This window comes from Mameliella sp. MMSF_3455 (assembly GCF_030733205.1).
Classification (GTDB): Bacteria; Pseudomonadota; Alphaproteobacteria; order Rhodobacterales; family Rhodobacteraceae; genus Antarctobacter.
The window spans coordinates 82,997-102,765 of record NZ_JASHJL010000016.1 but is presented as its reverse complement, the minus strand read 5'-3'; the positions used below and the strand labels follow the sequence as shown (position 1 = coordinate 102,765).

24 protein-coding genes are annotated in these 19,769 nt (G+C 65.3%); 1 reads left to right on the top strand and 23 read right to left on the bottom strand.

Annotation, left to right across the window (positions count from 1 at the left end; genetic code table 11):
* Positions 1-91 precede the first annotated feature (91 nt).
* Genes RBB42_RS13800 through RBB42_RS13755 form a run of 10 tightly spaced genes read right to left on the bottom strand, consistent with a single transcriptional unit; the run spans position 92 to position 9,034 of the window.
* Positions 92-1,903: a glycosyl hydrolase family 28-related protein gene (locus RBB42_RS13800; protein WP_305972642.1), complete on the bottom strand. Its 1,812-nt coding sequence runs from the start codon at positions 1,901-1,903 to the stop codon at positions 92-94.
* Positions 1,904-1,916: 13 nt separating this feature from the next.
* The gene (locus RBB42_RS13795; protein ID WP_305972641.1) at positions 1,917-3,851 is read right to left on the bottom strand and encodes a phage tail protein; all 1,935 of its coding nucleotides are present in this window, start codon (positions 3,849-3,851) and stop codon (positions 1,917-1,919) included.
* Complete coding sequence (locus RBB42_RS13790; protein ID WP_305972640.1) at positions 3,844-4,236, bottom strand: DUF6950 family protein; 393 nt, start codon at positions 4,234-4,236, stop codon at positions 3,844-3,846. Before RBB42_RS13790 ends, RBB42_RS13795 begins: the two co-directional genes overlap by 8 nt.
* Entirely contained in the window at positions 4,236-4,820 is a 585-nt protein-coding gene (locus RBB42_RS13785) for a hypothetical protein (protein ID WP_305972639.1), read from the bottom strand. Before RBB42_RS13785 ends, RBB42_RS13790 begins: the two co-directional genes overlap by 1 nt.
* The gene (locus RBB42_RS13780) at positions 4,814-5,560 is read right to left on the bottom strand and encodes a hypothetical protein (RefSeq protein WP_306043714.1); all 747 of its coding nucleotides are present in this window, start codon (positions 5,558-5,560) and stop codon (positions 4,814-4,816) included. The genes RBB42_RS13785 and RBB42_RS13780 overlap by 7 nt, the downstream gene beginning before the upstream one ends.
* Positions 5,557-7,545, bottom strand: coding sequence for a hypothetical protein (locus RBB42_RS13775; protein ID WP_306043713.1), 1,989 nt, complete (start codon positions 7,543-7,545; stop codon positions 5,557-5,559). Before RBB42_RS13775 ends, RBB42_RS13780 begins: the two co-directional genes overlap by 4 nt.
* Positions 7,546-7,695 carry a hypothetical protein gene (locus tag RBB42_RS13770; RefSeq protein ID WP_305972701.1) on the bottom strand — a complete coding sequence of 50 codons (150 nt, stop codon included), beginning with the start codon at positions 7,693-7,695 and terminating at the stop codon, positions 7,546-7,548.
* Entirely contained in the window at positions 7,695-8,081 is a 387-nt protein-coding gene (locus RBB42_RS13765) for a gene transfer agent family protein (protein WP_305972700.1), read from the bottom strand. The genes RBB42_RS13770 and RBB42_RS13765 overlap by 1 nt, the downstream gene beginning before the upstream one ends.
* Positions 8,081-8,539: a phage tail tube protein gene (locus RBB42_RS13760; protein WP_305972699.1), complete on the bottom strand. Its 459-nt coding sequence runs from the start codon at positions 8,537-8,539 to the stop codon at positions 8,081-8,083. The genes RBB42_RS13765 and RBB42_RS13760 overlap by 1 nt, the downstream gene beginning before the upstream one ends.
* Before the next feature lie 36 nt (positions 8,540-8,575).
* Positions 8,576-9,034, bottom strand: a complete 459-nt coding sequence (locus RBB42_RS13755; protein ID WP_305972698.1) for a hypothetical protein — start codon at positions 9,032-9,034, stop codon at positions 8,576-8,578.
* A gap of 26 nt (positions 9,035-9,060) precedes the next feature.
* Here RBB42_RS13755 and RBB42_RS13750 point away from each other — a divergent pair, with 26 nt between their 5' ends.
* A complete protein-coding gene (locus RBB42_RS13750; RefSeq protein WP_305972697.1) occupies positions 9,061-9,357 on the top strand; it encodes a hypothetical protein in 297 nt (98 codons plus the stop codon).
* On the opposite strand, the gene RBB42_RS13745 is transcribed toward RBB42_RS13750, so the two are convergent.
* The 13 genes from RBB42_RS13745 to RBB42_RS13685 all read right to left on the bottom strand — a co-directional run bounded on the left by RBB42_RS13745 (position 9,354) and on the right by RBB42_RS13685 (position 19,647).
* Positions 9,354-9,872: a hypothetical protein gene (locus RBB42_RS13745; protein WP_305972696.1), complete on the bottom strand. Its 519-nt coding sequence runs from the start codon at positions 9,870-9,872 to the stop codon at positions 9,354-9,356. The two genes, RBB42_RS13750 and RBB42_RS13745, sit on opposite strands and share 4 nt — an antisense overlap.
* A gap of 27 nt (positions 9,873-9,899) precedes the next feature.
* The gene (locus RBB42_RS13740) at positions 9,900-10,304 is read right to left on the bottom strand and encodes a DUF3168 domain-containing protein (protein ID WP_306043712.1); all 405 of its coding nucleotides are present in this window, start codon (positions 10,302-10,304) and stop codon (positions 9,900-9,902) included.
* Positions 10,301-10,684, bottom strand: a complete 384-nt coding sequence (locus tag RBB42_RS13735) for a phage head completion protein (protein ID WP_306043711.1) — start codon at positions 10,682-10,684, stop codon at positions 10,301-10,303. Before RBB42_RS13735 ends, RBB42_RS13740 begins: the two co-directional genes overlap by 4 nt.
* On the bottom strand, positions 10,675-11,238 hold the full coding sequence (locus RBB42_RS13730; protein ID WP_306043710.1) for a head-tail connector protein: 564 nt from the start codon (positions 11,236-11,238) through the stop codon (positions 10,675-10,677). The genes RBB42_RS13735 and RBB42_RS13730 overlap by 10 nt, the downstream gene beginning before the upstream one ends.
* Positions 11,239-11,285: 47 nt before the next feature.
* Entirely contained in the window at positions 11,286-11,738 is a 453-nt protein-coding gene (locus tag RBB42_RS13725) for a hypothetical protein (protein WP_306043708.1), read from the bottom strand.
* Between the two features lie 62 nt (positions 11,739-11,800).
* Entirely contained in the window at positions 11,801-13,096 is a 1,296-nt protein-coding gene (locus RBB42_RS13720; protein ID WP_306043707.1) for a phage major capsid protein, read from the bottom strand.
* Positions 13,097-13,186: 90 nt separating this feature from the next.
* Positions 13,187-14,095 (bottom strand): S49 family peptidase, encoded by a 909-nt coding sequence (locus RBB42_RS13715; RefSeq protein ID WP_306043706.1) that lies wholly within the window; start codon positions 14,093-14,095, stop codon positions 13,187-13,189.
* Between the two features lie 137 nt (positions 14,096-14,232).
* Positions 14,233-15,561, bottom strand: coding sequence for a phage portal protein (locus RBB42_RS13710; protein WP_306043705.1), 1,329 nt, complete (start codon positions 15,559-15,561; stop codon positions 14,233-14,235).
* On the bottom strand, positions 15,558-17,261 hold the full coding sequence (locus RBB42_RS13705; RefSeq protein ID WP_306043704.1) for a terminase large subunit: 1,704 nt from the start codon (positions 17,259-17,261) through the stop codon (positions 15,558-15,560). The genes RBB42_RS13710 and RBB42_RS13705 overlap by 4 nt, the downstream gene beginning before the upstream one ends.
* Position 17,262: 1 nt before the next feature.
* Positions 17,263-17,616, bottom strand: a complete 354-nt coding sequence (locus tag RBB42_RS13700; protein WP_306043717.1) for a hypothetical protein — start codon at positions 17,614-17,616, stop codon at positions 17,263-17,265.
* Positions 17,617-17,850: 234 nt separating this feature from the next.
* Entirely contained in the window at positions 17,851-18,195 is a 345-nt protein-coding gene (locus RBB42_RS13695; RefSeq protein WP_306043703.1) for an HNH endonuclease, read from the bottom strand.
* A 175-nt stretch (positions 18,196-18,370) separates the two neighbouring features.
* On the bottom strand, positions 18,371-19,069 hold the full coding sequence (locus RBB42_RS13690; protein WP_305972638.1) for a hypothetical protein: 699 nt from the start codon (positions 19,067-19,069) through the stop codon (positions 18,371-18,373).
* Positions 19,066-19,647 (bottom strand): hypothetical protein, encoded by a 582-nt coding sequence (locus RBB42_RS13685; RefSeq protein WP_305972637.1) that lies wholly within the window; start codon positions 19,645-19,647, stop codon positions 19,066-19,068. The genes RBB42_RS13690 and RBB42_RS13685 overlap by 4 nt, the downstream gene beginning before the upstream one ends.
* Positions 19,648-19,769: the final 122 nt, after the last annotated feature.

Here is a 19,769-nt window from a genome sequence, read left to right as displayed (position 1 = left end):
TGCCCACATGTCATGTGAACCATCGCGCTACCCTTTCTGTGGTGTGATGGAAGTCCCCGGATCCGCCAGTGCGCGCGCCGGGCCCGGTATCTTAGACGGCGATCCAGCCCTTGCTCGCGCCGTAGCCTGCACCCGACTTGATGCGCATGAACTTCAGGATCGTCTGCGCGTTGGCCGTGGTGTCCACGGTCTTGCCTTGCAGGTCGTAGCCGCTGTTGAACGTCACCGAATGGCCGCCCGTCCCGTCCATCAGGACAGCAATGGTGATCATCTGGCCATAGCTGGGATCGTCGGCGCCCAAGTTCGCGTTGCTCGGCTGCTGGATGGTGATGTTGCCGTTGACCGAGTATTGGAAGAAACACCCATCATCGAGATCCGGCGTGACCGTCCCGCTGGCGCCCTCGGTCAGCACGAGGGGCGTCACCAGCGTATCAATCTCGACCCGGCCATGCTCAACCCGGTCCCGCGCGCTCTTGCTGTGGACCCGGCGACGATAGTCCGACGCCCCGCCACTGTACGACAGGCCGTAGAACTCCGGGGAGGTCGTATCGCCGGTGGGAAACGACAGCGCCCCCGCGCCGTTGTAGTGATGGAAGCGCGAGCCGCGCGCGCTGTTGCGCACCTGCGCCCCGTTGGGCAGGAAATGAATATCGCTGTCCGTCAGGTCGTAGGCGTCGATGCTATTGGACAGCACACCGGAGCCGGTCGCCAGGAAGTTCATGTCGATCCGCGACTTGGTGATGGTCGAGTTGTCCTCGCCATAGATCGGCGCGGACGAACGGCCCGTCAGAACCAGGGCCTCCACAGAGGCGCCATCCCCCACGCGGATGAAATAGTCGCCGGACCCTTCCACGCGCAAATCGCTCATGGTCAGGTTCGAGCAACTGCCCGAGAAATGCACGGCGGCCTCGCCGTTCTGGAAGTTGAAATAGGGCGCGATGAACTGCGAGTTGTCGATGCCGGAACAGCGGATGTAATGCGTGCCGCTCGGCACGGACGAGCCGTTGAAGGCGCAGCCGATGAACATGTGCCGCGTGTTGCCACCAACAAAAGTGTGCGACGACAGGTCGATGTATTCCGAGTTGACCGTGGTTTCGATCTGTTCGGTCAGTTCAAGCCCCGAGGCGCCGGCCTTGTAGGTCTCGAAATCGACGTTGATCCACTTGTTCACCTCCGACGACGCGCATTGCACGCCGGTCACATCGACATAGCCCCGGAAGGTCAATCGGTCGAACACATGCCCGCCCGCGTAGCCGTTGGTCGTGTTCCGGGCCAGGAGCAACATGCAGGACGGGTTGTGCGCGCCGTCCGAGTAGTTGGCGAAGCTGATGTTGCGGAAGGTCATGCGCGGCTTGCCGGTCATGTCCCACGTCGGCGTCCCGGCGGTCTCGCATTTGATGATCGAGTTGATCTGGTCGGACCCTTCGATCACGAAACCGTAGTAGCCCGAGGAAATCCCCGAAGCCACTCCCGAATAGGTGCAGTCGATGGAGGTCACGACGCGGAACGCGCCTTTCGGGAAATAGATGGTGACGCCGGGGCGGCTCTTGCCAAATTCAACCGCCGCCTGGATTGCCGCGCTGTCGTCGGTGGTGCCGTCGCCGGTCGCGCCGAACGCCTTGACGTTGTAGCGCCCCGATGCGCTTGGTTGCACATACAGCTTGTCACCGCCCGCCGTGGTCAGGTGATGGTCCGATGCCCCCGAAGCCGCGACGACATAGCGAAAGCCGTCCAGCGTCTGAACACCCTCACCCTCCGCGAGGCTGTCCGTGCTGGCCAGAACCGCCGCCGGGTCGGCATAAACCCAATCGGGTTGCTTGCCAGCAATCGCCGCAAGTTCTGCGTTCAGGTCGTCAAAATCCGCCACGCGACCCGTAAGGTCGACCGCTCCATCTACAGCCATTTGCAGGCTCCTTTTAAGTCACTGTGAGTGCGTGCGGCCCGTCCGGCGGGCCAAGGCTGTCGGATGACCAGGGCACAAGCCAGAAATCCGCCGTGCCGGTCGTGACGCCGGTGAATGTGAGAGAGAAAGACGAGCCTGCGGTGACCGTCTGCGCCGCGCCTGTCGGGCTGGCCGACGTGAAGCCCGCGCCGGTGGTCGCCCGGTAGAGCCGGACTTGCGTGTAATCGGCATCGTTTGGCACGTCGCCGTCCGCATCCACTTCGCCGGTGCTGGCCCCGAGGCTCAGCACCACGTCCTCCAGCGGGTCCAGCGGATCGACAATTTCCAATTCGTCCGTGGTTTCGTCCCAATCGTAGAAGGTCGATGCTTCCTCGCTGGCGGTGATCGGCACGCGCATTGCAACGCCGCTGCTTTCGTCCTCGCCGGTGCCGGACAGCCAGATCCCCGGATCCGCGTTGGTGACGCGATACACCCCGTCCATGTGCGAAAGCCCGTCAAGGTCCACCGTGATCGTGCTGCCGGGCAGCAGGTCGAAGGCCGAAGGCGGCGCGGTGCAGGACAGCATTTTCTGCGCTTCCAGCCGCCGCGCCTCGATTAACTGGATGCGGCGGGCCTGCGAGGCGCTTGTGACCATGCCAAGTTCAAGCGACCGTTCCTCACCCGCGCCGTCCCGCACCTCGACTGAGGGAAGTTCCGCCGTTTCCCAAAGCCGCTGCGGGCGGGTGTAGGATGCCACCAGCCGCCGGGGAATGTCGCGGCCCCGCTGCATGGTGGTGAACTCGATGGGATTGTCATCCAGCACGTCGCTTAGCGTGTACCCGGGCGTCGTGTATTCGCCGGGATAGTATCCGATCTTGCCGCCCGAATAGAACAGGCGCCCCGCCCCGGCCCGTTCCAGCGGGCGCAACTGGTTGTAAAGCTCGCTATCGGACCAGTTGATTGTGCCGGAAACCTCGTAGCGCGCCTCGGTCCCGCCATTCAGCAGGTCAACGCTCTCATCCGCCACGTCGGCGGCGTCCTCGAACAGGTCCAGCAGGATCTGCGCGTCCGGCCAGGGCTGCACCGGGTTCTGCCGGATTGCGTCCAGCAGGCAAAGCGCGTGGTTCTTGCTGAATTCCCAGGTGTCGGGATCGTCCTTGTCCTGCGCCGGATCGCGCGGGTCCCACACCTTGCTGTAGTCCATGACCACGTCGAAAGCGGGCGAGCGGGGATAGTTCGGCCAGCGGTTGGCGCGCTTCTGCAGACCATCGGAGCCGCTGCCGCCGGTATTCCACCGATACCAAAGCACCGTCAGCCCCGTGCCCGCGTCCGACTCGGTGAAAAACCCGTTGCACTCGTCAAGAATGCGCTGCGGTGGTTTTGTCTGGTCACCAAGACCGACCCAGACCCGCAAGAAATCACCCGTATTGAACGAAGCAAAGTTTCTTGGCTTGATGCTGTATCCGTCGCTGTCGAAGTCGAGCGGATCGCCCTGCGTGTAAACTGGATCACCGGGGTCGCCGAGGCCGAAAGTCTCGCCAATCTCCGCCGGGATCGTGACCGGGCGACTATCCACGAAGAACTCCATCTCCCCGCCCTCGGACGGGCGCGACGACAGGATCACGCACCCGTAGACAGCTTTCTTGTTCGGCTCCACCGCAGGTCGAAAGAATTTCAGAGGCGTCCCCGACGCCATCGTGCGGCCATAGGCATAGCGGATTTCCGGCTGGCTGGTCGGCTGTTTCAGGACCTGGCGCTGCCGTGATTGGCTGGCTGTCGGGATGCGCAACGCCGAAGCGCCAAGCGCGATCACGGCACCCGCCGCCAGGACGCCAAGGACGTTCGCCGCCACGCCGCCAAGCCCCGCAGCCGATGCCCACATGGCGACCTGAATTGCGATCCCGCCAGCGTCCGCGACATTCGGCCAAGCGGTCAGCGCCGGCAGGGCAATCACCGCGACCCTACGCATTCCACGACTCCACTGCCGAAGCGGGCGGCAGGATCAGCACGCCGCCCTCCGTCTTGACCCACCAGCCGCGCGAAAACCGCACGGCAAGGCTCTGCATCAACCCTCTGTGATGGCGGCCGACCGGCATTCGGACAACGCCGAACTCCCCGACACCGCCAACGCCAGCGATCAAACCCGCCCGCGTGGCGCAGTCGCGGGCCAACTGCAACAGCCCGCCGCCGTTGGCGACGACCTCGCGCGCGCCGTCCAGATCCGCACAGGCCCCGCGCAGGTCGTGCATGGGGTCGATGCCGTGCCACCGCTCGAAGGCGTCACTGGCCGCAGTGCAGCAGTCAGAGACACCCCATTCGAAGGGGCGCGCGTAGATGTCCGCTATGTCCCGCATCAGTTTTCCTGGTTTTCCACGCCCAGCACAAAGGCCGCCTCGACGCCCGCCGCGTGGCGTAGCAGCGTATCGCCCGGATAGCTGCGCTGGTGTTGCTCCGAGGTGTGAAACAGCCCGCTGCGCAAGCGCTGCGATGGCCCTGTCGTCGCCCCGAGTTGCAATGACCGCGTGCGCCCCAGCTCCGAGGCCGCGATGCTTTCGCGCATCTGGTCGCCGCGCCCGCGAAAGACCTCTTGCGGCGTCCCGACGAGCTTTGTCCCGGCCCGCTCCGTGACGGCGCCAAACCAGACGGCGCAGGTGATGTCCCGTGCGTCCTCGGTGGCAAGCGACGCCAGATCATCCGGCACGCCCACCAGCGAAAAGGCCGCCGCGTCGGCAGCCGTGCCGCGCTGTTCTGCGGGCAGCGAGATGCGGGCATAATTCCCGACCCCGGACCACGTCTGGCTGTCGAAGGTGATATTTCCCACGCCGGAATGCGCATAGACCGGATCCTCCGGCCAATCGACAAAGACGAGGAAGACCGGGAAAAAGAACGGCTTGCTGATTTCCGCCAAAAGCGCGCTGTCGACGTTGCGGCTCACCATGGGTCGATCTCCACGAAAGAGCCGTCTACCTCATCCTCGAACAATTCGCGGAAATTCCATGTGTATGACCAATCGCCAGCCGAGGGCCGCACCGCGCGAGGATAGGGTCCGACAGGAAGGAATACGCCCGTGTCGGATGTACCGATACTGACGGCTGCGCCGATTGCGTTGGCCAGACTGCCAAACACCCGGATCGTCGCGGCGCCCGTTCCATCCGTCTGCGCGGCGGTCACGATCTCTGCGGTCTGGGCTGGATCGCTGTAGATGGTCAGGAACTCGCCCGGGCGCGCAATCAGGTAGTTTGCAGGCCCGCCGGAGATGGTGACTGTTGCAAAGCCGAGGCTATCGGTCCCCGTGGCGGTCACGGTCAGCGGCCTGTATTCCCACGTGACCGAACCCTCGCTGTCCTCCCACGTGACCGAACCCTCACTGTTTTCCCATGTCAGCGGCGCCTTGTTGCGTAGGGCGTTGTCGCCCCGGCCACCCCAGTTGACCGGCTTCGAATACAGACGGACAGCGTGCCTGCCAGCCAGCAGTCGTTTCAGCGATTCCATGTAACCTGCACCGGCCTCGGTATTGTCGATCCCCGAAACGACCAGCGTGGCCATCCGCCGGCTGCGCTGCGCGGCAGAGCGATAATCCGCCCCAGTGATCAGGGAGCGGCTGACATCCACCGGATCGACGCGCGTCCACTCATGCCCCAATGCCCCCACCGGCGGCCAGGCATAGACGTTGGTCATCCTATCGGCTCCTCTTGCGCGGCGCTGTAGGTGGCCCGCACCGATTGCTGCACGATGCCCGGCGCGGCGCGGCTTACAGCCGCTGTCGTTCGACGCTCGATCTGCGCCTGCAGGTTGCCGTTGTCGTCGAAATAGACGCGCACGTCGGTCTGACCTCCCTGCATCATGGCTGCTGTGTCCTGACGGCTGATGACCTTGGCAGGGCCATGCACGATCTCGGGACCGCGCTCGCCCACGATCCCGAATTGTCCACGCGGGATGCTTCCGCCGCTGTCGAATAGCCCTGCAAACAAACTACCGAAGAAACCGCTACCGCCCCCAAATCCGAACATCGACATGAGCAGGCTGCGAATGCCGCTGGACAGGAGATCTGCCGCCATCTGGCGGAATACGTTGCGCAGCGCCTCGCCCATGTCTTCGCCTTGTACGATGGCGTTCGCCATGGCGTCGGACACGCTGTCGATGCCGCGGACAAAATCTTCGAAACGCGCGCGCTCGAACTCTTCCTTCACGTTGGCCACGGCGCGGGCATAAGCTTGTGGGTGCTCCTTGAAAAAGCCGTTGGCGTTCAGCTTTTCCAGCAAGGCCAATTCCGCGTTGTATTTTTCGAGAGCAGTACGCGTCTGCTCGATATAGCGTTCTGCAGCCCGGGCGTAGTCCTGGGTCTCCTTCGACGTCTTCGACGTTCCGCCACCGCTGCCGCCCTTGCCGCTGACAAGTTGCTTGTTGTAGCGCTCGATCGTGTCCTCGATCGGGATGTAATCAACGCTGGCGCTGTAATGGTCGCGTGACCCACGACCGCCCTCCATGAACAAGCGGGGGTCCTGCCCGCGCCCGCTGTAGGTCTTGGACTCGGCTGCAGAGATCTGGTTGAACAGCGCAGCAGCGGCGGCCAGGTTGCTGAGCAACTTGCCGGATTCTTCCGTTCCATTGGCGATGTTGGTGGCAATGTCCACGGCAGCAAGATCAAGAGCAGCCCGGACGGCCGCCAAAAGCTGATCGTAAAGTGCCTGCCCCTCTTCATCGGCATCGCCCAGGTTCCCGCTGACCTCGCTGATGTACCCGGCCAGCGCGATCATCGCGTCGGCCCGGGCACGCGCGTCGTCGGTCTGCTCGATCTCGGCGAAACGGGCTGCGACTTCGCGCGCCTCGCGTTCCGTGATGCCCAGCATGGCCGCCAGATCGTCGAAGTTCCTGGTCACCGAACGCAGGTTTCCGGCCCGCTCCTGCAGTTCCAAGATCCTGTTGTTCAGCCGCAGGAACGCCTCGTCTGACAGCTTGCCGCCCGAGGTTTGCAAACGGTCGATTTCGGTCCGCAGCGCTTCCAGCGTGGCCTCTGCCGCCCGGATTTCTTCCGGTTCCAATCCCAGCACACCGCCAAGGCCGAGCCCCTGCCCCACGGCCCGCGTCGCGGCCTGCTGGGCCTCACGCGCTCGGATCTCGGCGATCTCGCGCTCGATGGCGATCAGCTCGCGCGCGCGATCCGCCATGCCACCGTATTCGTCGATCAGCGATGACCGGCCACGCCCGCTTTGTCCTCGCGCATCGTCCAGCCGTTGCATGGCGGCGGACAGCGCCTTGACCTTGCGCTCGACATCCTCGGCACTGTCCCCGATCGAGATCAGGTCGCCGACCATCGGCCCCAGCACCGTCAAGGCGATACCTGCGGCGATGCCGATGCCACCAAAGGCCATGCCCACGTCTGCCGCCTGGATCGAGAACGCCCGCAGCCAGTCGCCTGTTGCGGCCCCCTGCTGCGCCACCTGGCTCAGCTGCTGGCCCATCATCCGCAGACCACCATTGGAAAAGCCGCTGACCGCCTTGTTGGCCCGGTTGGCACCGCGCACGAACCCTGCGTTCTGCTTTTTCCATGCGGTCTCAGCTTGCTTTGCCGATTTCAGCGACTGGGATTCCATCCGCTTCAGCGCCGCGAGGTATTCCTTTTCGGTCAGTCCAATTCGGACCAAGAGGTCTTCGTCAGCCACTCACAGAATCCCCAAGTCACGCATCCGCGTTTCGCTCATGACCGCGCCTGTCCCGGTGTCCTTGGCGCCATGCGCGCGGGCGTAGCCCCTGGCGCAGGCCGCAAACTCCCAAGCGCTCATTTCATCCACTTGCGCGGGCGTGAATCCCATCACGGCGCCGCCACCGTAGAATTCGGAGAAGCTCCATTTTCCTGGGGCGTCTCCGTCGCCCCTTTGTCCTCCCCCACCTGATCGTCCTCAACCTGGAAGAGCGCGTGCGCCAGAACCGCCTGCGCGGTCAGTTTGAACTGTACGAGCGGATGAAGGTCGATCAGCGGCGTTACCAGTGTGGCGGCGACGTCGGGCGCCATACCTCCGCCGACAAGGCCCCAACGAATTACCTGCACCAGGTCGTCGGCCTCCCAGCGTCCAGAGTGAAAGCGCAGATAGATTTCCTCGGGGCCGGCCTTACGCGCAGACTGTAACGCGCGCAGCTCGCCCAATCGCAGGCGGAACGGATGCGATCCGCCCGGCCAAGTCAGCGTGATAGGCTGCATCAGGCCAAGGTCCCGTAGACAACTGCGCCGTTACGCTCCAGCGAAATTTCGGCCGACACGACCTGCCCCTTGGTGCGCGCGTTGTTCATGCCGGCCAAGATCATCGGGTAGGTCTCGGTTTCGGTGTCACCCGAAGTGCCGTCTGCCGTGATCACCAAGTGGGTCACCCGGACATTCTTCGTTGCCCCACTATCGAACCAGTTGATCATCTGCTGGTGATTGGTGCGCGCCCAGACGCCGGTTCCGCTGATCGTCGCGTCCTGCGAGCGAACCGACCGCTTGATGCTGTGCGGCAGGCTTTCGTCGGAGCAATCCGGGACCTCGGACGTCTCGGTCTGGTTTGTCCTGCTGATGGTATAGTCGACCATCCCGCACACCTTGGTGTAGACCCCGCTCCCAGCGGTGAACTCGACTTCGAACACCAGTTCGTCAAAATCGGCCGTCGGTGCATTTGCCATGGCTTGCTCCCTTAATCCTATGCCTTGCCCAAGGGCCTACAGGGCGTTGATGTTGCGAACGGCGCGGCGCAGCGTGCTGCGCAGCCCCGACAGGATGCGGCGCCGGTTGGACCGGTAGGTGCCGAAGAAAAACGATGCGCCCGAGATCCGGCCCGTGGGCCGACCGGTCTTTTTCTGGACGCGCGGGGCTGTGCCGAATTCGAACCAGGCCGCGCTGATGCCGCTGCCGGATTTTGCCTTGGCGTAGACGGTGACGACCATCTGGTCGAATTCGTTGCGGCCCACCTGCCCGACCGTGATCGCCCCCGCCGGGGCCTGCCCCCAGGTCCAGGAGATGTCGACCTTCGCGGCCACTGCCGGGTAGGATAGCGCCAGCATGGCGCGCATCTCTGCCACGACGCGGTCCGCCCAGCGTTCGATCGCACGGGTCAGCTTGTCGTGGACTTCGGTTTCCATCGCCCGCATCTTGCGGGTGAACCGCGCGCTATCGACCACGCCGCGCCCGACCGATGGAGACCGCCATGTTCCGAACAGCCCTGACCTGCCTTGCCTTCGCTTCAAGCGCCGCGGCGCAATCCACGCCGGAGGACAAGCTGGCCGTGGCCTGCGCGGGATGGCAGGCCGACCGCCTGATGCTGGCCACCGTCTCACAGAAGAACGGCGAGATGATCGTCGCTCTCGACAACATCAGCACCGGAAACCCCGGCAAGAAGCTGGCCAGCGCGATGTCCGACAACCTGAACACGATCAACGGCGCGATCGACAAGGGCAGAAACGCCACAGCCACGGTCATGGAAACGGTCTGCCGGGCCGACTAGGCGCTGCGCGCCAGGATCGCGATCTGGTAGGTGGCCGCGCCGCCCGAACCATTCGCAATCCGCAACTCGTCGGCGCTGCCGCCGGTCACGGTCCCGATGCCTGCGACGTCCCCCGCCCCGATCATGACGAACCCGCCGGGCTTGATCGGCCCGATGGTCGGCGACGTGCCGCCAAGGAACCCCTCGAAGGCATTGGTGGCGCCGCCGATGGTCAGGTCCGAGGCATTCGCCGTCCCCGTGCGCGGCGCGTTGATGATCAGGATCGCGACGACCTCTGCCGCGGCGACGGTCGCGCCGAAAGCATCGGACAGGGCACCCGCAAGGTCGAGATCGTCATTCGACGATTCCGGGACTTCGCGCTCATCCACGAAAACGATGTCGGCCTGGTTCGCGCCGGTCCCGTTGGCGGTGTTCAGAACCGCCTCGACCACGGGCGAGAACTTGTCTGTGCCAAAGTCGTTTCCGCCGCGCTGGACGATGTCCATCCGGGCCGTCACGGTTGCTTTCACGGTCATCTGTCTGTCTCCTGTCTGACGGGTGAATTACCCGGTGATTTCCGTTTCGATCTGCACGATCCCGTGCGTGGTGATCCCGTCCGGATCGTCGATCACCCGCGCCAGGATCACGTCGCAGCGCGACAGGTCGTGCGGATGCGCAAGATCGAGTTTCGCCTGGTCGAGGGCGCCCACGATCGCATCGACCAGGTCCTTGCAGGGCACGCGGTCGTATGCGTCGCGGGTCCATGCGTCGATCTGCAGGACGGCCACCCGCCGCTTGAAACAGTCTTGTCGGAGGGGCTCGAAACTCTCGGGCCCCATCGAGATGTAGGGTTTCGGTGTTCGCGGCTCGGGCCGGTCGAGCACTTTCTGACCGACGATCGCGGCAACGCCCGGATCTCCGCGCAGGACGGCGACAACCGCCACCTGAAGGGCGCGAGACGCGCTCACACCGCCACCCCGCTTTCGACAACCAGGTAGACCCACGCGCGGCTGGTAATCGTGTCGACCTCGACCACGTTGTAGACGCCGGCGATCAGCTTGCCGGTGTCCGGGTCGCGCTCTTCCCGCAACGGGTGACGCATCCGCCAGTCGGCCCTGATGCCCCGCGTTCCCGTGGATGAGGCGACGCGAACCTTGAACCGCCGGGTGCCTTCGTTGGCACCGGCCAGGACTTCCTCGTCACCGCGCTGGTAGATGAACTGCGCCGAACGACTGAATTGCTCGACGAATGTCCGCGTCATTCCACCCGTGTCTTTTGGCGCGGTCACCGGCTTGTCAAAGGCGACGCGCTCTCGCAGCGGCCCCACGCCGCGCCCCTTCACAGCCATAGCCGCCACGGGTTCAGCATGGCCTTGACCTGCCCTGGAATGTCATGGCCGGCATCACGTCCGGCCAGGAACCACCAGTTCACCATCAGCCGGATGGCCTGCACGATGTCCTCTGGCACGTCATATGCCGTGTCACCGAAGCCGACCACCAGGTCGATACGCACTGCCCCCTTGTCCGGACGCGGGACGGGCCAGGACTCACCATACGGCGGATGCAGTTCGACCGGCAGCCCCGCCGGGATGAGGCGGTACCCACTGGGTGCCAGCGTCTGGTCCACGCCTGCGCCATCCGTGTAGACGACCTGGTCGACACCCTGGATCGGGTCGACCGGCAACGGGATCCCGCCAAATCCGAAACAGTCGCGCGTGAGCCGCACGGTCTGCGTGATGAACCGCCGCTTTGTATAGCCTTCGGCCAATCTCACGGCGGCAAGGCACAATCCGTCGATCAGGCTGTTCTGGTCATCCTCATCCGGCTCCAGTCGCAGCTGCTGGCGCAACTTGTCGTCCAGTGCATCCAGAAGGACCGCAGGCTTGGAAATCGTGGTGATCATTCTGCCATCTTTCAGCGGGCCGCGTCACCACGGCCCGCATCGCCCGATCAGGGCGTCACGATCGCGGCGACGGTCGAGGCATCGCTGTCCGACGCGGGTGCATAGCGGGGCGACATGCCCAACACCAGGGCCGCGACATCGGACGTCGCCGTGCCCACGGTCATCGACAGGCGCGCGTGGGTGAAATCGTTCACCAGGTCGAGGTCATCGGAATGCAGGTTGATCACCACCTGCTTGTCGTCGTCGCTGCCCGCCTTGGTCAGCTGCGTGATGTCGGTTCCGCTGACATCCTTGGCGCCGGTGCCACTGGAATCGGTCGCCTGTTCGAATTTCGCGTCCAGTGTCGCAGAGGCGCCCAGCGTGCCTGCCATCACGACCCCCATCAGCATCTGGAACCTGCTCATGTCGATCCAGTCTGTGGTGTAGGTCGCGGCGGTGTTGGCGTCGGGGTCGATCACGCCGACAACGGCGGCCAGATCGGAGGGGTTCAGCATTTTCATGGTTCTGTCCTCGGTCAGGAATGAAGGAAGCCCCGCGGCCTGCCGGACGCGGGGCCGCCGGATCAGGCGCGGGCGGCCAGGGTGACGAAATGCGACTTGGTCGCGTTGCCGTTCTTGGGGCTGACCGGCGCCGACAGGTGCGGCTGACCGCCATAGCGGAAGGTCCAGCGGAAGGCCTCGGTGTTGTAGTCGAAGTAAAGGTGGATCGACGACGCGAACTTCACCCCATCCGACCGGCGCACGCCGTAGTAGCCCTTGGGCGAGATCAGCTGCAGGTCACCCTTGTCACCGACGGTCTTGGCGAATTCCGAGAACCGGACCGGGCGGCCCAGCAGGAACCCGCCCGGCGCGCCCGCGAACCCGTTCGGCGGGATCCAGATCGGCTTGTCGCCGATGGTCATGGTCATCAGCTCCGGGATGCAGTCCTGGTTGGTCAGCCAGAACGGGCTGTCCCCCGGCACCGTCATCAGGCGGGAGTACATCTTGACCACGTTGGTGGCATTGATCGTATCCGCCGACTGCCCGCTCTCCTTGGCCACGGTGACCAATGCATCGGAATTGAACCAGCCCAAAGGCTGACCGGTGCCGGAACCTTCGACGATGGCCAGGTTCTTTTTCCAGGCAATCGCCATCGCGGCCTTGCGGGTCAGGCGGTTGCGCAGGCGGGCTGCGTCTTCCAGCAGTTCCTCCGACGCCGTCGCCATGCAGTAGAGCTGATGCAGCGGCACGTTGCGGCCTTCGTCACTCAGCTGGCTGGCGGTCATCTGGTTGCCTTCGGCGCGCCAGTAGGCCTTGATCCCTGCCGTCCCCCAGGGCGTGGTCTCGTCTGCACCCAGCTTGACCTCGCGCGCGCTGGTCGGCTCTTCGTCGATCATCGACCCGAATTCGTCGAACTCGGTGACCAGTTCCCAAACCTCGTCGCGGAAGGCCGGCGGCAGGCTGTAGCCCTCTCCGGACGATCCGCCGCCCTCGTGCGAATTGGCCAGAGCGCCAAGCCGTTCGTCGACCACACCGCCGACACGGCCCGCCTGCACGGCACCGTGCACCGCCGTGGCGAATTCACCTAGGTCGGCGAAACCGGCGGTCAGCGCCGGGTTGGTGTCACTGACAGTGTTGTGCCCCGCGGGCGCCGGCGTGGGTGCGCCTGCCGGCAGACCCTGCATGGACCGGCGGCGTTCGGCCAGTTTTTCGGCCTTGTCGATGTCCGCGCGCAGGCCCTCGATTTCCTCCTCGATCGCGGCGAACCGCGTGTCCTGCTCTTCGGTGAACTCGCCGCCTGCGGCCTCGGCCGCCTTGACGATCTCTGCGCCCTCCGCCTTCAGTTCGGCGAGGCGCTTCTTCAGTTGTGCCAGTGTCATGTTGGCCACTCCTTTTTCGCCGGGAAAAGTGTGTCCGCCCCGTGGCGCCCGGCGCACCACAGGTCGCTGCTGCCAGCCCCGCCGGGCAGGTCAGTCGATCAGGGAAAGCCGCGCACGGGCGACAGAGGCGCGGCGCGGACGCCGGGCCTCGGCCAACCGCTTCACGGCAGCGTCGAAGGTCTCGATACGGTCGGCCATGCCAAGGCGCACCGCGACGCGCGCGTGATAGGCCCGCCCGCCGCCGAAATGCTCCTCCGCCTCTTCGGGGTCCGCCCGGACCACGTCCTTGCCGACACCGCGATGGCGGGCAACGGCATTGACGAACATGTCATAGGCATAGCGCGCGCCCTCCTGACGATGGCGGCGCGCCTCGTCGGTCAGAGGGCCGAAAGCGCCCTCCGCCTTGCGCGCGCCCTCGGAAATGATGGTTCTGGTGATCCCGGCCTTTTCCAGCGCCTTGGAAATATCGTTGTGCTGCCCCAGCACGCCGATCGACCCGACAGTGCCCGACGGCGAGACCACGATCTCGTCTGCGGCACTGCCGATCCAGTAGGCAGCCGAGGCCATCATCGTATTGGCCACCGCCACGATCGGGCGTCCGGGACGGCGCGCGGCATAGACCATGTCTGCGGTCTCCGACACCATGTCGACAATGCCGCCCGGGCTGTCCACGTCCATGACGATGGCCGTGGCATTCGGATCTCCCGCCGCCTGCGCAAAGGCCGCCCGGAACCCCTCCAGCGACGCGGCGCCGGACATGCGCGACATCATCCCGCCCCGTGGCACGATGGTGCCGTGAAGGCGCAGGACGTGCACCGTCCCGCCGCGCCCCGTGACCGGCTCACCCGCATAGCTGGCCTTGCGGGGTTCATCGTCCCAGCCACCTTGGCCTTCGGCACGCAGCGCCAGCATATGCGCGATCTCTGCCGCCTTGGCTTCGTCGATGGCCCAGGTGCTGGCAGCGACAGCCGCCAGCACACGCGAAATCTCATGTGCCATCGCGCGCCTCAGAAATTGCCGACCGCGATCCCGTGGATCACGTCGTGTTCTGCCAGGCCCGGCCTGGTGCCGCTCTCGACCTTGAAGGCCTGCTTGATGTTCTTCATCTCTCTTGCCCTTTTCTCTGTTCCGGTTGGTCAGGCGGCGTCTTTCACCAGCTCCAGGCGCGGGCGCCCGCGCGATCCCCCGGCCGACGCCCGCAGGAAGGAAATCGACCGGTTGATCGACTCCTGCGAATCCCGCTCGCGTTCGCTGGTCCCCGTGCCCACGGGCACCATGTTCAACGGCTCGACATACCGGTCGCCCGCCGGGCCGATGCTGTTGCGCTTTTCCAGCGCCAGCACGTCGTTGACGCTCAGCCAGCCCCATTGCCGCCCCAGGGCATAGGCCTTGTAGCGTGCCTCCAGATCGCCACGCAGAAGCGTCTCGACGTTGAATTCGAAGTACACGCCCGGCACGCCGATCAGGTGCTTGGTCACGCTGCGCTCGATCAGTTCCAGGATCGGGCGCAGGGTGTCGGTGACGAACTCAAGGCTCTGGTGCTCGATGTTCGAAAACGTCGCCTTGTCCAGCAGGCCGACCTTGTGCGGCGGCACGCGCCAGATGCGCGCAAGGTCGATCCACAGTTCCTTGCGGGTTTCCAGGAACTGCGCCTCTTCCGCCGTCAGCCCCATCCGGTGCGGTTTCAAGCCATATTCGAGAAGCGACGGCGTATGCCGGTTCCGGCCTGTCGCCCATTTCCGGATGGCGTCCAGCATGTTTTTCCGGCTTTCTTCGTCGCGGAAATGGCTGTCGGTCGACAGGGCGTATGGCGGCGTTGCATCGTTGGTGAACAGGATGTTGGCGTAGCGCTGCAGCGCGATCCCAACGGCCACGGCCTCGCGTCCATCCTCAAGGATCGGCGAGGTACCGCGGATCCCGTCCAGCAGCGGCGGCAACGGAATGTGCCAGACCTCGTCGCGCAGCAGCTTTCGCTCGCGCCCCCAGCGGTCGCGCACGGCGAAACGGACAGATCCATCCGGCAGCTCCTCGACCGTCATCCGCTCAGGCGACGGGTCCAGCCGCCGCAGGCCGACCGTCTGCCCCATGTTGTCAAAGATCCGCTCGGCCAGGAAATCTCCGTGCGCCGCCAGGTCATCGACGATCTGGTAGACGAATTCGAACCCGGTGCGGTCTTCGTTCGGATCCTGCAGCAACATTGCCGCCGGGTGATCGTCAATCCGCTCGACCTTGGTTGCGCTGATCTTGCGGAATGCCCCGTGTTCCAGCCCGGCAACCGAGTCCGCCAGGCATTTCAGAGCGCTGCGCACCACCGGGATTTGCCGGGCCCGCTTGACCGTCACCGTGACGTCGATTTCCGAACGGGCCCCGGACATGCCGGTGAACCAGCGGTCGTCGCCCGCGTCCCGCTGCGTCATGTCGCTGGCGGACAGGCCGCCCCGATCGCCCCAAAGCCAGCCCATCATGCCACTTTGTACCCCGCCGGAATCACGATTTCCTTGTCTGATCCACCCGCGACCGGGTTACGGCTGATCAGCATGAAGGCGTTCAGCATGGCGATCACCGGGTCAATCTTGGCCCGCCCTGCCGCCTGTTTCGTCACCGTCACCGCCGATCCCCTCTGTTCGATCTTCACGTTGCCCATGCACCAGCCCATGATCGGCTGGCCGCAATGGCGCAGTGTCCCGTCCTTCAGTTTCCGTTCCATGCCCCAGATCGCTGGTGACAGCCTGGCGCCCTGCCCCACGGCGACGACCTGCCCGTCCTCGATCTCGCGCAGCGCCAGTTCATCGACGATGGCCGACACACCCCAAGGGTCGAGGCCAACGGCCCCGGCATCTGCCAGCAGCTGAGCGTCCTTCAACCGCTCTGCGACATCGGCCACACCGATCACGTCGCCGGTCGGGTCGTCTTCTTCGAGGATCGTGAGGTCTCCCGCCTCCGCGAAATCCTGCAGGCGCGGCGCGATTTCCTTGCGTTGGCGCAGGACCTCCGGATGCGCCCAGGCATGCACCCAGCCCAACCACTGCCGCGTCTCGGCACAGCGCCCGATCACCGCAGCGCCCAACAGGTCATCCAGCCCGCCGCCGTCGACGCCCATCACGGCCACGTCGCTGCGCGCGATAATCTCGTCCAGCGTCAGGGTCTGATCCCCGGCCTTTTCCCAGAACCGCGCCGCCATCCATTCGCCGCCCAGCCCGACGCCGATCTCGACATTCAGGTGCAGGCTTGCAAACAGCGCCAGTGCCGCGGGCCCGTCCTTCTTGGCTTTGCGGAACTGTTCCTCGAGGAAGGCGGTGGAGACCGAAACGCCGAGGTTCGGATTGACCGCGCCCCAGATGTCCGGGTTTTCCCAGGCCTTGTTTTTCATCAGCTTGGGCGGGAACTCGTACAGCACCGGCAGCAGCGGCGCCTGTTCCTCGCCGTCGCGCACCCGGCGCGCCCAGGAGAGTTCTTTCTTGAACTCGCCCGCCGGCGGTTCCTTCGACTGTGTCGTGATCGTCAGCAGGAACCCCTCGGGCCGCGCCGCAAACCCGCCGCGCAATTCGGCCAGGATTTCCGCCGCCCGGGGCTTGGCGCCCAGGACGTGCATCTCGTCGATCAGGATGCCGCTGGCCTTGGAGCCGGTGACCACATCCCCGTCGGCCGAGACGATGGCCAGCACCGCCCCGGTCTCGATATGCTCGATCCGTTTCAGGTGATCGCGGATATGGAACAGCCGCTCGATCTCGGGGTCGGACTTGATGATCCCCTTGACCGCCCGAAACGAATAACTGGCGATCTGATGCGAGGCCGAGATCAGGTAGAACTCGGCATCCGGGCGGTCGTTCAGCAGGATCGCCACCAGCATGATCGCCGCCGCCGTTGGCGTCTTGCCGTTCTTCTTGGGCACCAGCACGAAGAACTCGCTGATCGCGCGGCTCCGCGTGGCCGGATCGTAGGATCCGAACAGGGCCTCGACCAGCTCGAACTGCCAGGAACTGCAGATCTCCGCAAAGCGCGGTTTCTCCGGCATGTCCGGCATCCGGAACCGCTTGAACAGCGCCAGCGCCTTCGCGGCAGAACGCTCATTCAGGGGCAGGTCCGGAAAAATCGACTCGCCGGCCATCAGCCGGTCCTGCCAGTCAGGGCAGGCCGTCGACCATTCGCTTGGCTGGGCGTTCATCTCAGTGCGGACCGAAACCCGGTTTCAACAGATCGTTTTCGTCGATGGTTTCCGCCGCTGCCCGCCGCCGGGCCTCTTTCTTGCCCTCGGGCGGGCTGTCGTCGCCCGCCGCCTGCATCTTTTCGTGCAGCAGCTGGCGGTCCCGCCGATCCACGATCCTGGTCAGTTCTTTCATGGCCCCGACGTCACCATCGCGCGCTTTCTTGGCCAGCGTCTCTGCCCGCCACAACTCGAACCGCGAACGCTGCATGTCTCGGCGTTTCAGCTCCGAAAAATAATACTTCCGCAGGGTCGGCAGACTGACCCCCAGTCCTTCGGCGATCTCCTGGTCGCTGTAGCTCATCGCCAGGCCCATGATCACCCTGTCGGCGTTGCCTTGCGACCAACGATGGGCAGGCCTCCCACGACGCCCTGACGGCAGCGTGGTGAGGTCCCCAAACAGGTCCCTGGTCAGATTTTCGTCTTCCACAAAAAAAATCTCCGCATGGGTAGGGAGCGGGTTTCCCCTTTCGGCCCGAATCAGCGATCCGACCCCCCCTACCCTCCGGCACCGCCGTCAATGGAATTCGACCCGGCGCCCGTATTTATCTCACCGCCCCGAGGCGATCTCTTCCCGCTGCTTGTCCCGGCTGTGGCACGTCCAGCAGAGGCACTGCAGGTTGCTCCGATCCCAGAACCGCACCTCATCCTCCCGGTGCGGCTCGACGTGGTCCGCGACCAATGCCCGTTTCTCCAACGAGGCAAAGCCACACCGTGCGCAGGTGAACCCAGCTTCCAGCAGCACCTGCCAGCGCAGGTCCTGCCACCGCTTCGAACTGTACCAGGCGCGAGAACGCTTCACCGCAGCGCGGGCCTGGTCCCTTGTCCGATCCATCGTCGACAAGCGCGGGGCAAGGCCGGTCAGCCTGCCTGCCATCGGTTTCAGCCGCGCCATCCGATCTCCTGCTGCACGTCTCCAAGGGATGGGGCGCCGCCCAGCCGCTGCAGCGCCCCGGCTCTGCTCGCGCCTGTCGGCTGGCGCGCTCGGGGTATCCCGAAACGAGAAGCGCCCGGCGGCATCTCTCCCCACTTCTATTCAGCGGCACTATGTCAACATGAGCGGATCTCAGTCAACCCCCTTTGTCCCACGGCGCCAACGCGGGCAGCGCATCGGTCAACTCGAAGAGGTCGAACGTCACCCCGCGCAACCCGGCCTGCACGTCCATCAGCGCCCCGCGCCAGTCCAGATACCGCCGCCGCGCCGCCGCCACCTGCGAGGCCGTGGGTTCCACCGTCACGGGACAGACCGTCACCGCCTTGCGCACCTCGCCGCGCCGCGTCCGATATCGCACCTCGCCGATGACCTCGGTTTTGGCCAGCCTCCGGTTCTGGTTCGCGCCGCGCCAGCCACAGGGCACCATCCGCTGAGGCCCGATGTCCCAGCGCGGACAAGCACAGCAGCGCGCCAGTTCCGCCACCTGCACCGCCACCGACCACGGCACCGACCGCCGCAGCACGCTGACCACGACCTCGGCGTCATGGTGCGGCAGGCTGCGCCCGCCCGACTGATCGACCCGCAGGCACGACCCCGGCTCACCCGTCGACAGGGCCATCGCTTCCATGATCCGCCGGGTCGAGTCGCAACCGACAGAGGCACCGCCGCCGACCTCGTCAAACTCCAGTGCCGCCTTCTCGCGCGCAAAGGCCCATTCCAGCAGCAGCCGCACGCTGACCCGCTCGCGCCCGTCCGGGCCGACCGGCTGACCGCAGCGCCCGACACCTTCCGCTCGCACCGCGACGCGCGCCCCGATCCCGCGATAGGCCATCATGCCGACACCCCCGCGCCCATCGCCGCGATGGCCCGGCACCGGTCCACCACCGCCAGCCGCCTCTGGCGCCAGGCCACCTGGTCGGGCGGCAGATCATCCCCGCGCGCCAGCTTCCGCTCCAGGTCCCGCAGATGCCGGATCGGGTCCTCCGCCTCATCCTTCAGCATCTTGCAGGCATAGGCCGCCGGCCAACGGCGCGTCCGCTTGACCGCCGCCAGCAACTCCGGCGCCCAGCCCTCGGCAATCGCGTTCTGACCCAGCGCATGCGCAAAGACCGCCCGCACCAGCGGCGAGGCACTGTCCTCCGGCGGCTGGATCTCTGCGGCCCAGTCCAGGATCACCTTGGCAATCGGGAACCGGTCCTTGCCCTTGCCGCCCGGATGCGCCGCCACCTGTTCCGCCAGCGCTTCAAGGCTGGCCTCGGTCATGTAGGCCAGGCGCTCGCACAGATCCTCAACCATGTCGTCGAACTCTGCCTTGGTCAGGCTGGACGGCTTGGCCAGCCCCAGCCGCTTCAATCCATCGACCAGCACCCGCTTCACGCGCGCCTCGCCGTCCTTCTGCTCTGCGGCGTCCATATCGCCCCCTTTCTCAGCCCTTGTCCCGACTTATCCACAGCACCTGGCGCCCGATCCGTGGCGCCACGCCATTCTGTTCTTCTCTTCTGTGTTCTGTTCTTCTCTCCTCTATGCAGCACAGT

What these genes read in the sequence shown, in the direction of transcription:
- RBB42_RS13800 (WP_305972642.1), bottom strand. Translation starts at nt 1,903, where the DNA reads ATGGCTGTAGATGGAGCGGTCGACCTTACGGGTCGCGTGGCGGATTTT.
- RBB42_RS13795 (WP_305972641.1), bottom strand. Translation starts at nt 3,851, where the DNA reads ATGCGTAGGGTCGCGGTGATTGCCCTGCCGGCGCTGACCGCTTGGCCG.
- RBB42_RS13790 (WP_305972640.1), bottom strand. Translation starts at nt 4,236, where the DNA reads ATGCGGGACATAGCGGACATCTACGCGCGCCCCTTCGAATGGGGTGTC.
- RBB42_RS13785 (WP_305972639.1), bottom strand. Translation starts at nt 4,820, where the DNA reads ATGGTGAGCCGCAACGTCGACAGCGCGCTTTTGGCGGAAATCAGCAAG.
- RBB42_RS13780 (WP_306043714.1), bottom strand. Translation starts at nt 5,560, where the DNA reads ATGACCAACGTCTATGCCTGGCCGCCGGTGGGGGCATTGGGGCATGAG.
- RBB42_RS13770 (WP_305972701.1), bottom strand. Translation starts at nt 7,695, where the DNA reads ATGGGATTCACGCCCGCGCAAGTGGATGAAATGAGCGCTTGGGAGTTT.
- RBB42_RS13765 (WP_305972700.1), bottom strand. Translation starts at nt 8,081, where the DNA reads ATGCAGCCTATCACGCTGACTTGGCCGGGCGGATCGCATCCGTTCCGC.
- RBB42_RS13760 (WP_305972699.1), bottom strand. Translation starts at nt 8,539, where the DNA reads ATGGCAAATGCACCGACGGCCGATTTTGACGAACTGGTGTTCGAAGTC.
- RBB42_RS13750 (WP_305972697.1), top strand. Translation starts at nt 9,061, where the DNA reads ATGTTCCGAACAGCCCTGACCTGCCTTGCCTTCGCTTCAAGCGCCGCG.
- RBB42_RS13745 (WP_305972696.1), bottom strand. Translation starts at nt 9,872, where the DNA reads ATGACCGTGAAAGCAACCGTGACGGCCCGGATGGACATCGTCCAGCGC.
- RBB42_RS13735 (WP_306043711.1), bottom strand. Translation starts at nt 10,684, where the DNA reads ATGGCTGTGAAGGGGCGCGGCGTGGGGCCGCTGCGAGAGCGCGTCGCC.
- RBB42_RS13730 (WP_306043710.1), bottom strand. Translation starts at nt 11,238, where the DNA reads ATGATCACCACGATTTCCAAGCCTGCGGTCCTTCTGGATGCACTGGAC.
- RBB42_RS13725 (WP_306043708.1), bottom strand. Translation starts at nt 11,738, where the DNA reads ATGAAAATGCTGAACCCCTCCGATCTGGCCGCCGTTGTCGGCGTGATC.
- RBB42_RS13720 (WP_306043707.1), bottom strand. Translation starts at nt 13,096, where the DNA reads ATGACACTGGCACAACTGAAGAAGCGCCTCGCCGAACTGAAGGCGGAG.
- RBB42_RS13715 (WP_306043706.1), bottom strand. Translation starts at nt 14,095, where the DNA reads ATGGCACATGAGATTTCGCGTGTGCTGGCGGCTGTCGCTGCCAGCACC.
- RBB42_RS13710 (WP_306043705.1), bottom strand. Translation starts at nt 15,561, where the DNA reads ATGATGGGCTGGCTTTGGGGCGATCGGGGCGGCCTGTCCGCCAGCGAC.
- RBB42_RS13705 (WP_306043704.1), bottom strand. Translation starts at nt 17,261, where the DNA reads ATGAACGCCCAGCCAAGCGAATGGTCGACGGCCTGCCCTGACTGGCAG.
- RBB42_RS13700 (WP_306043717.1), bottom strand. Translation starts at nt 17,616, where the DNA reads ATGGGCCTGGCGATGAGCTACAGCGACCAGGAGATCGCCGAAGGACTG.
- RBB42_RS13695 (WP_306043703.1), bottom strand. Translation starts at nt 18,195, where the DNA reads ATGGCGCGGCTGAAACCGATGGCAGGCAGGCTGACCGGCCTTGCCCCG.
- RBB42_RS13690 (WP_305972638.1), bottom strand. Translation starts at nt 19,069, where the DNA reads ATGATGGCCTATCGCGGGATCGGGGCGCGCGTCGCGGTGCGAGCGGAA.
- RBB42_RS13685 (WP_305972637.1), bottom strand. Translation starts at nt 19,647, where the DNA reads ATGGACGCCGCAGAGCAGAAGGACGGCGAGGCGCGCGTGAAGCGGGTG.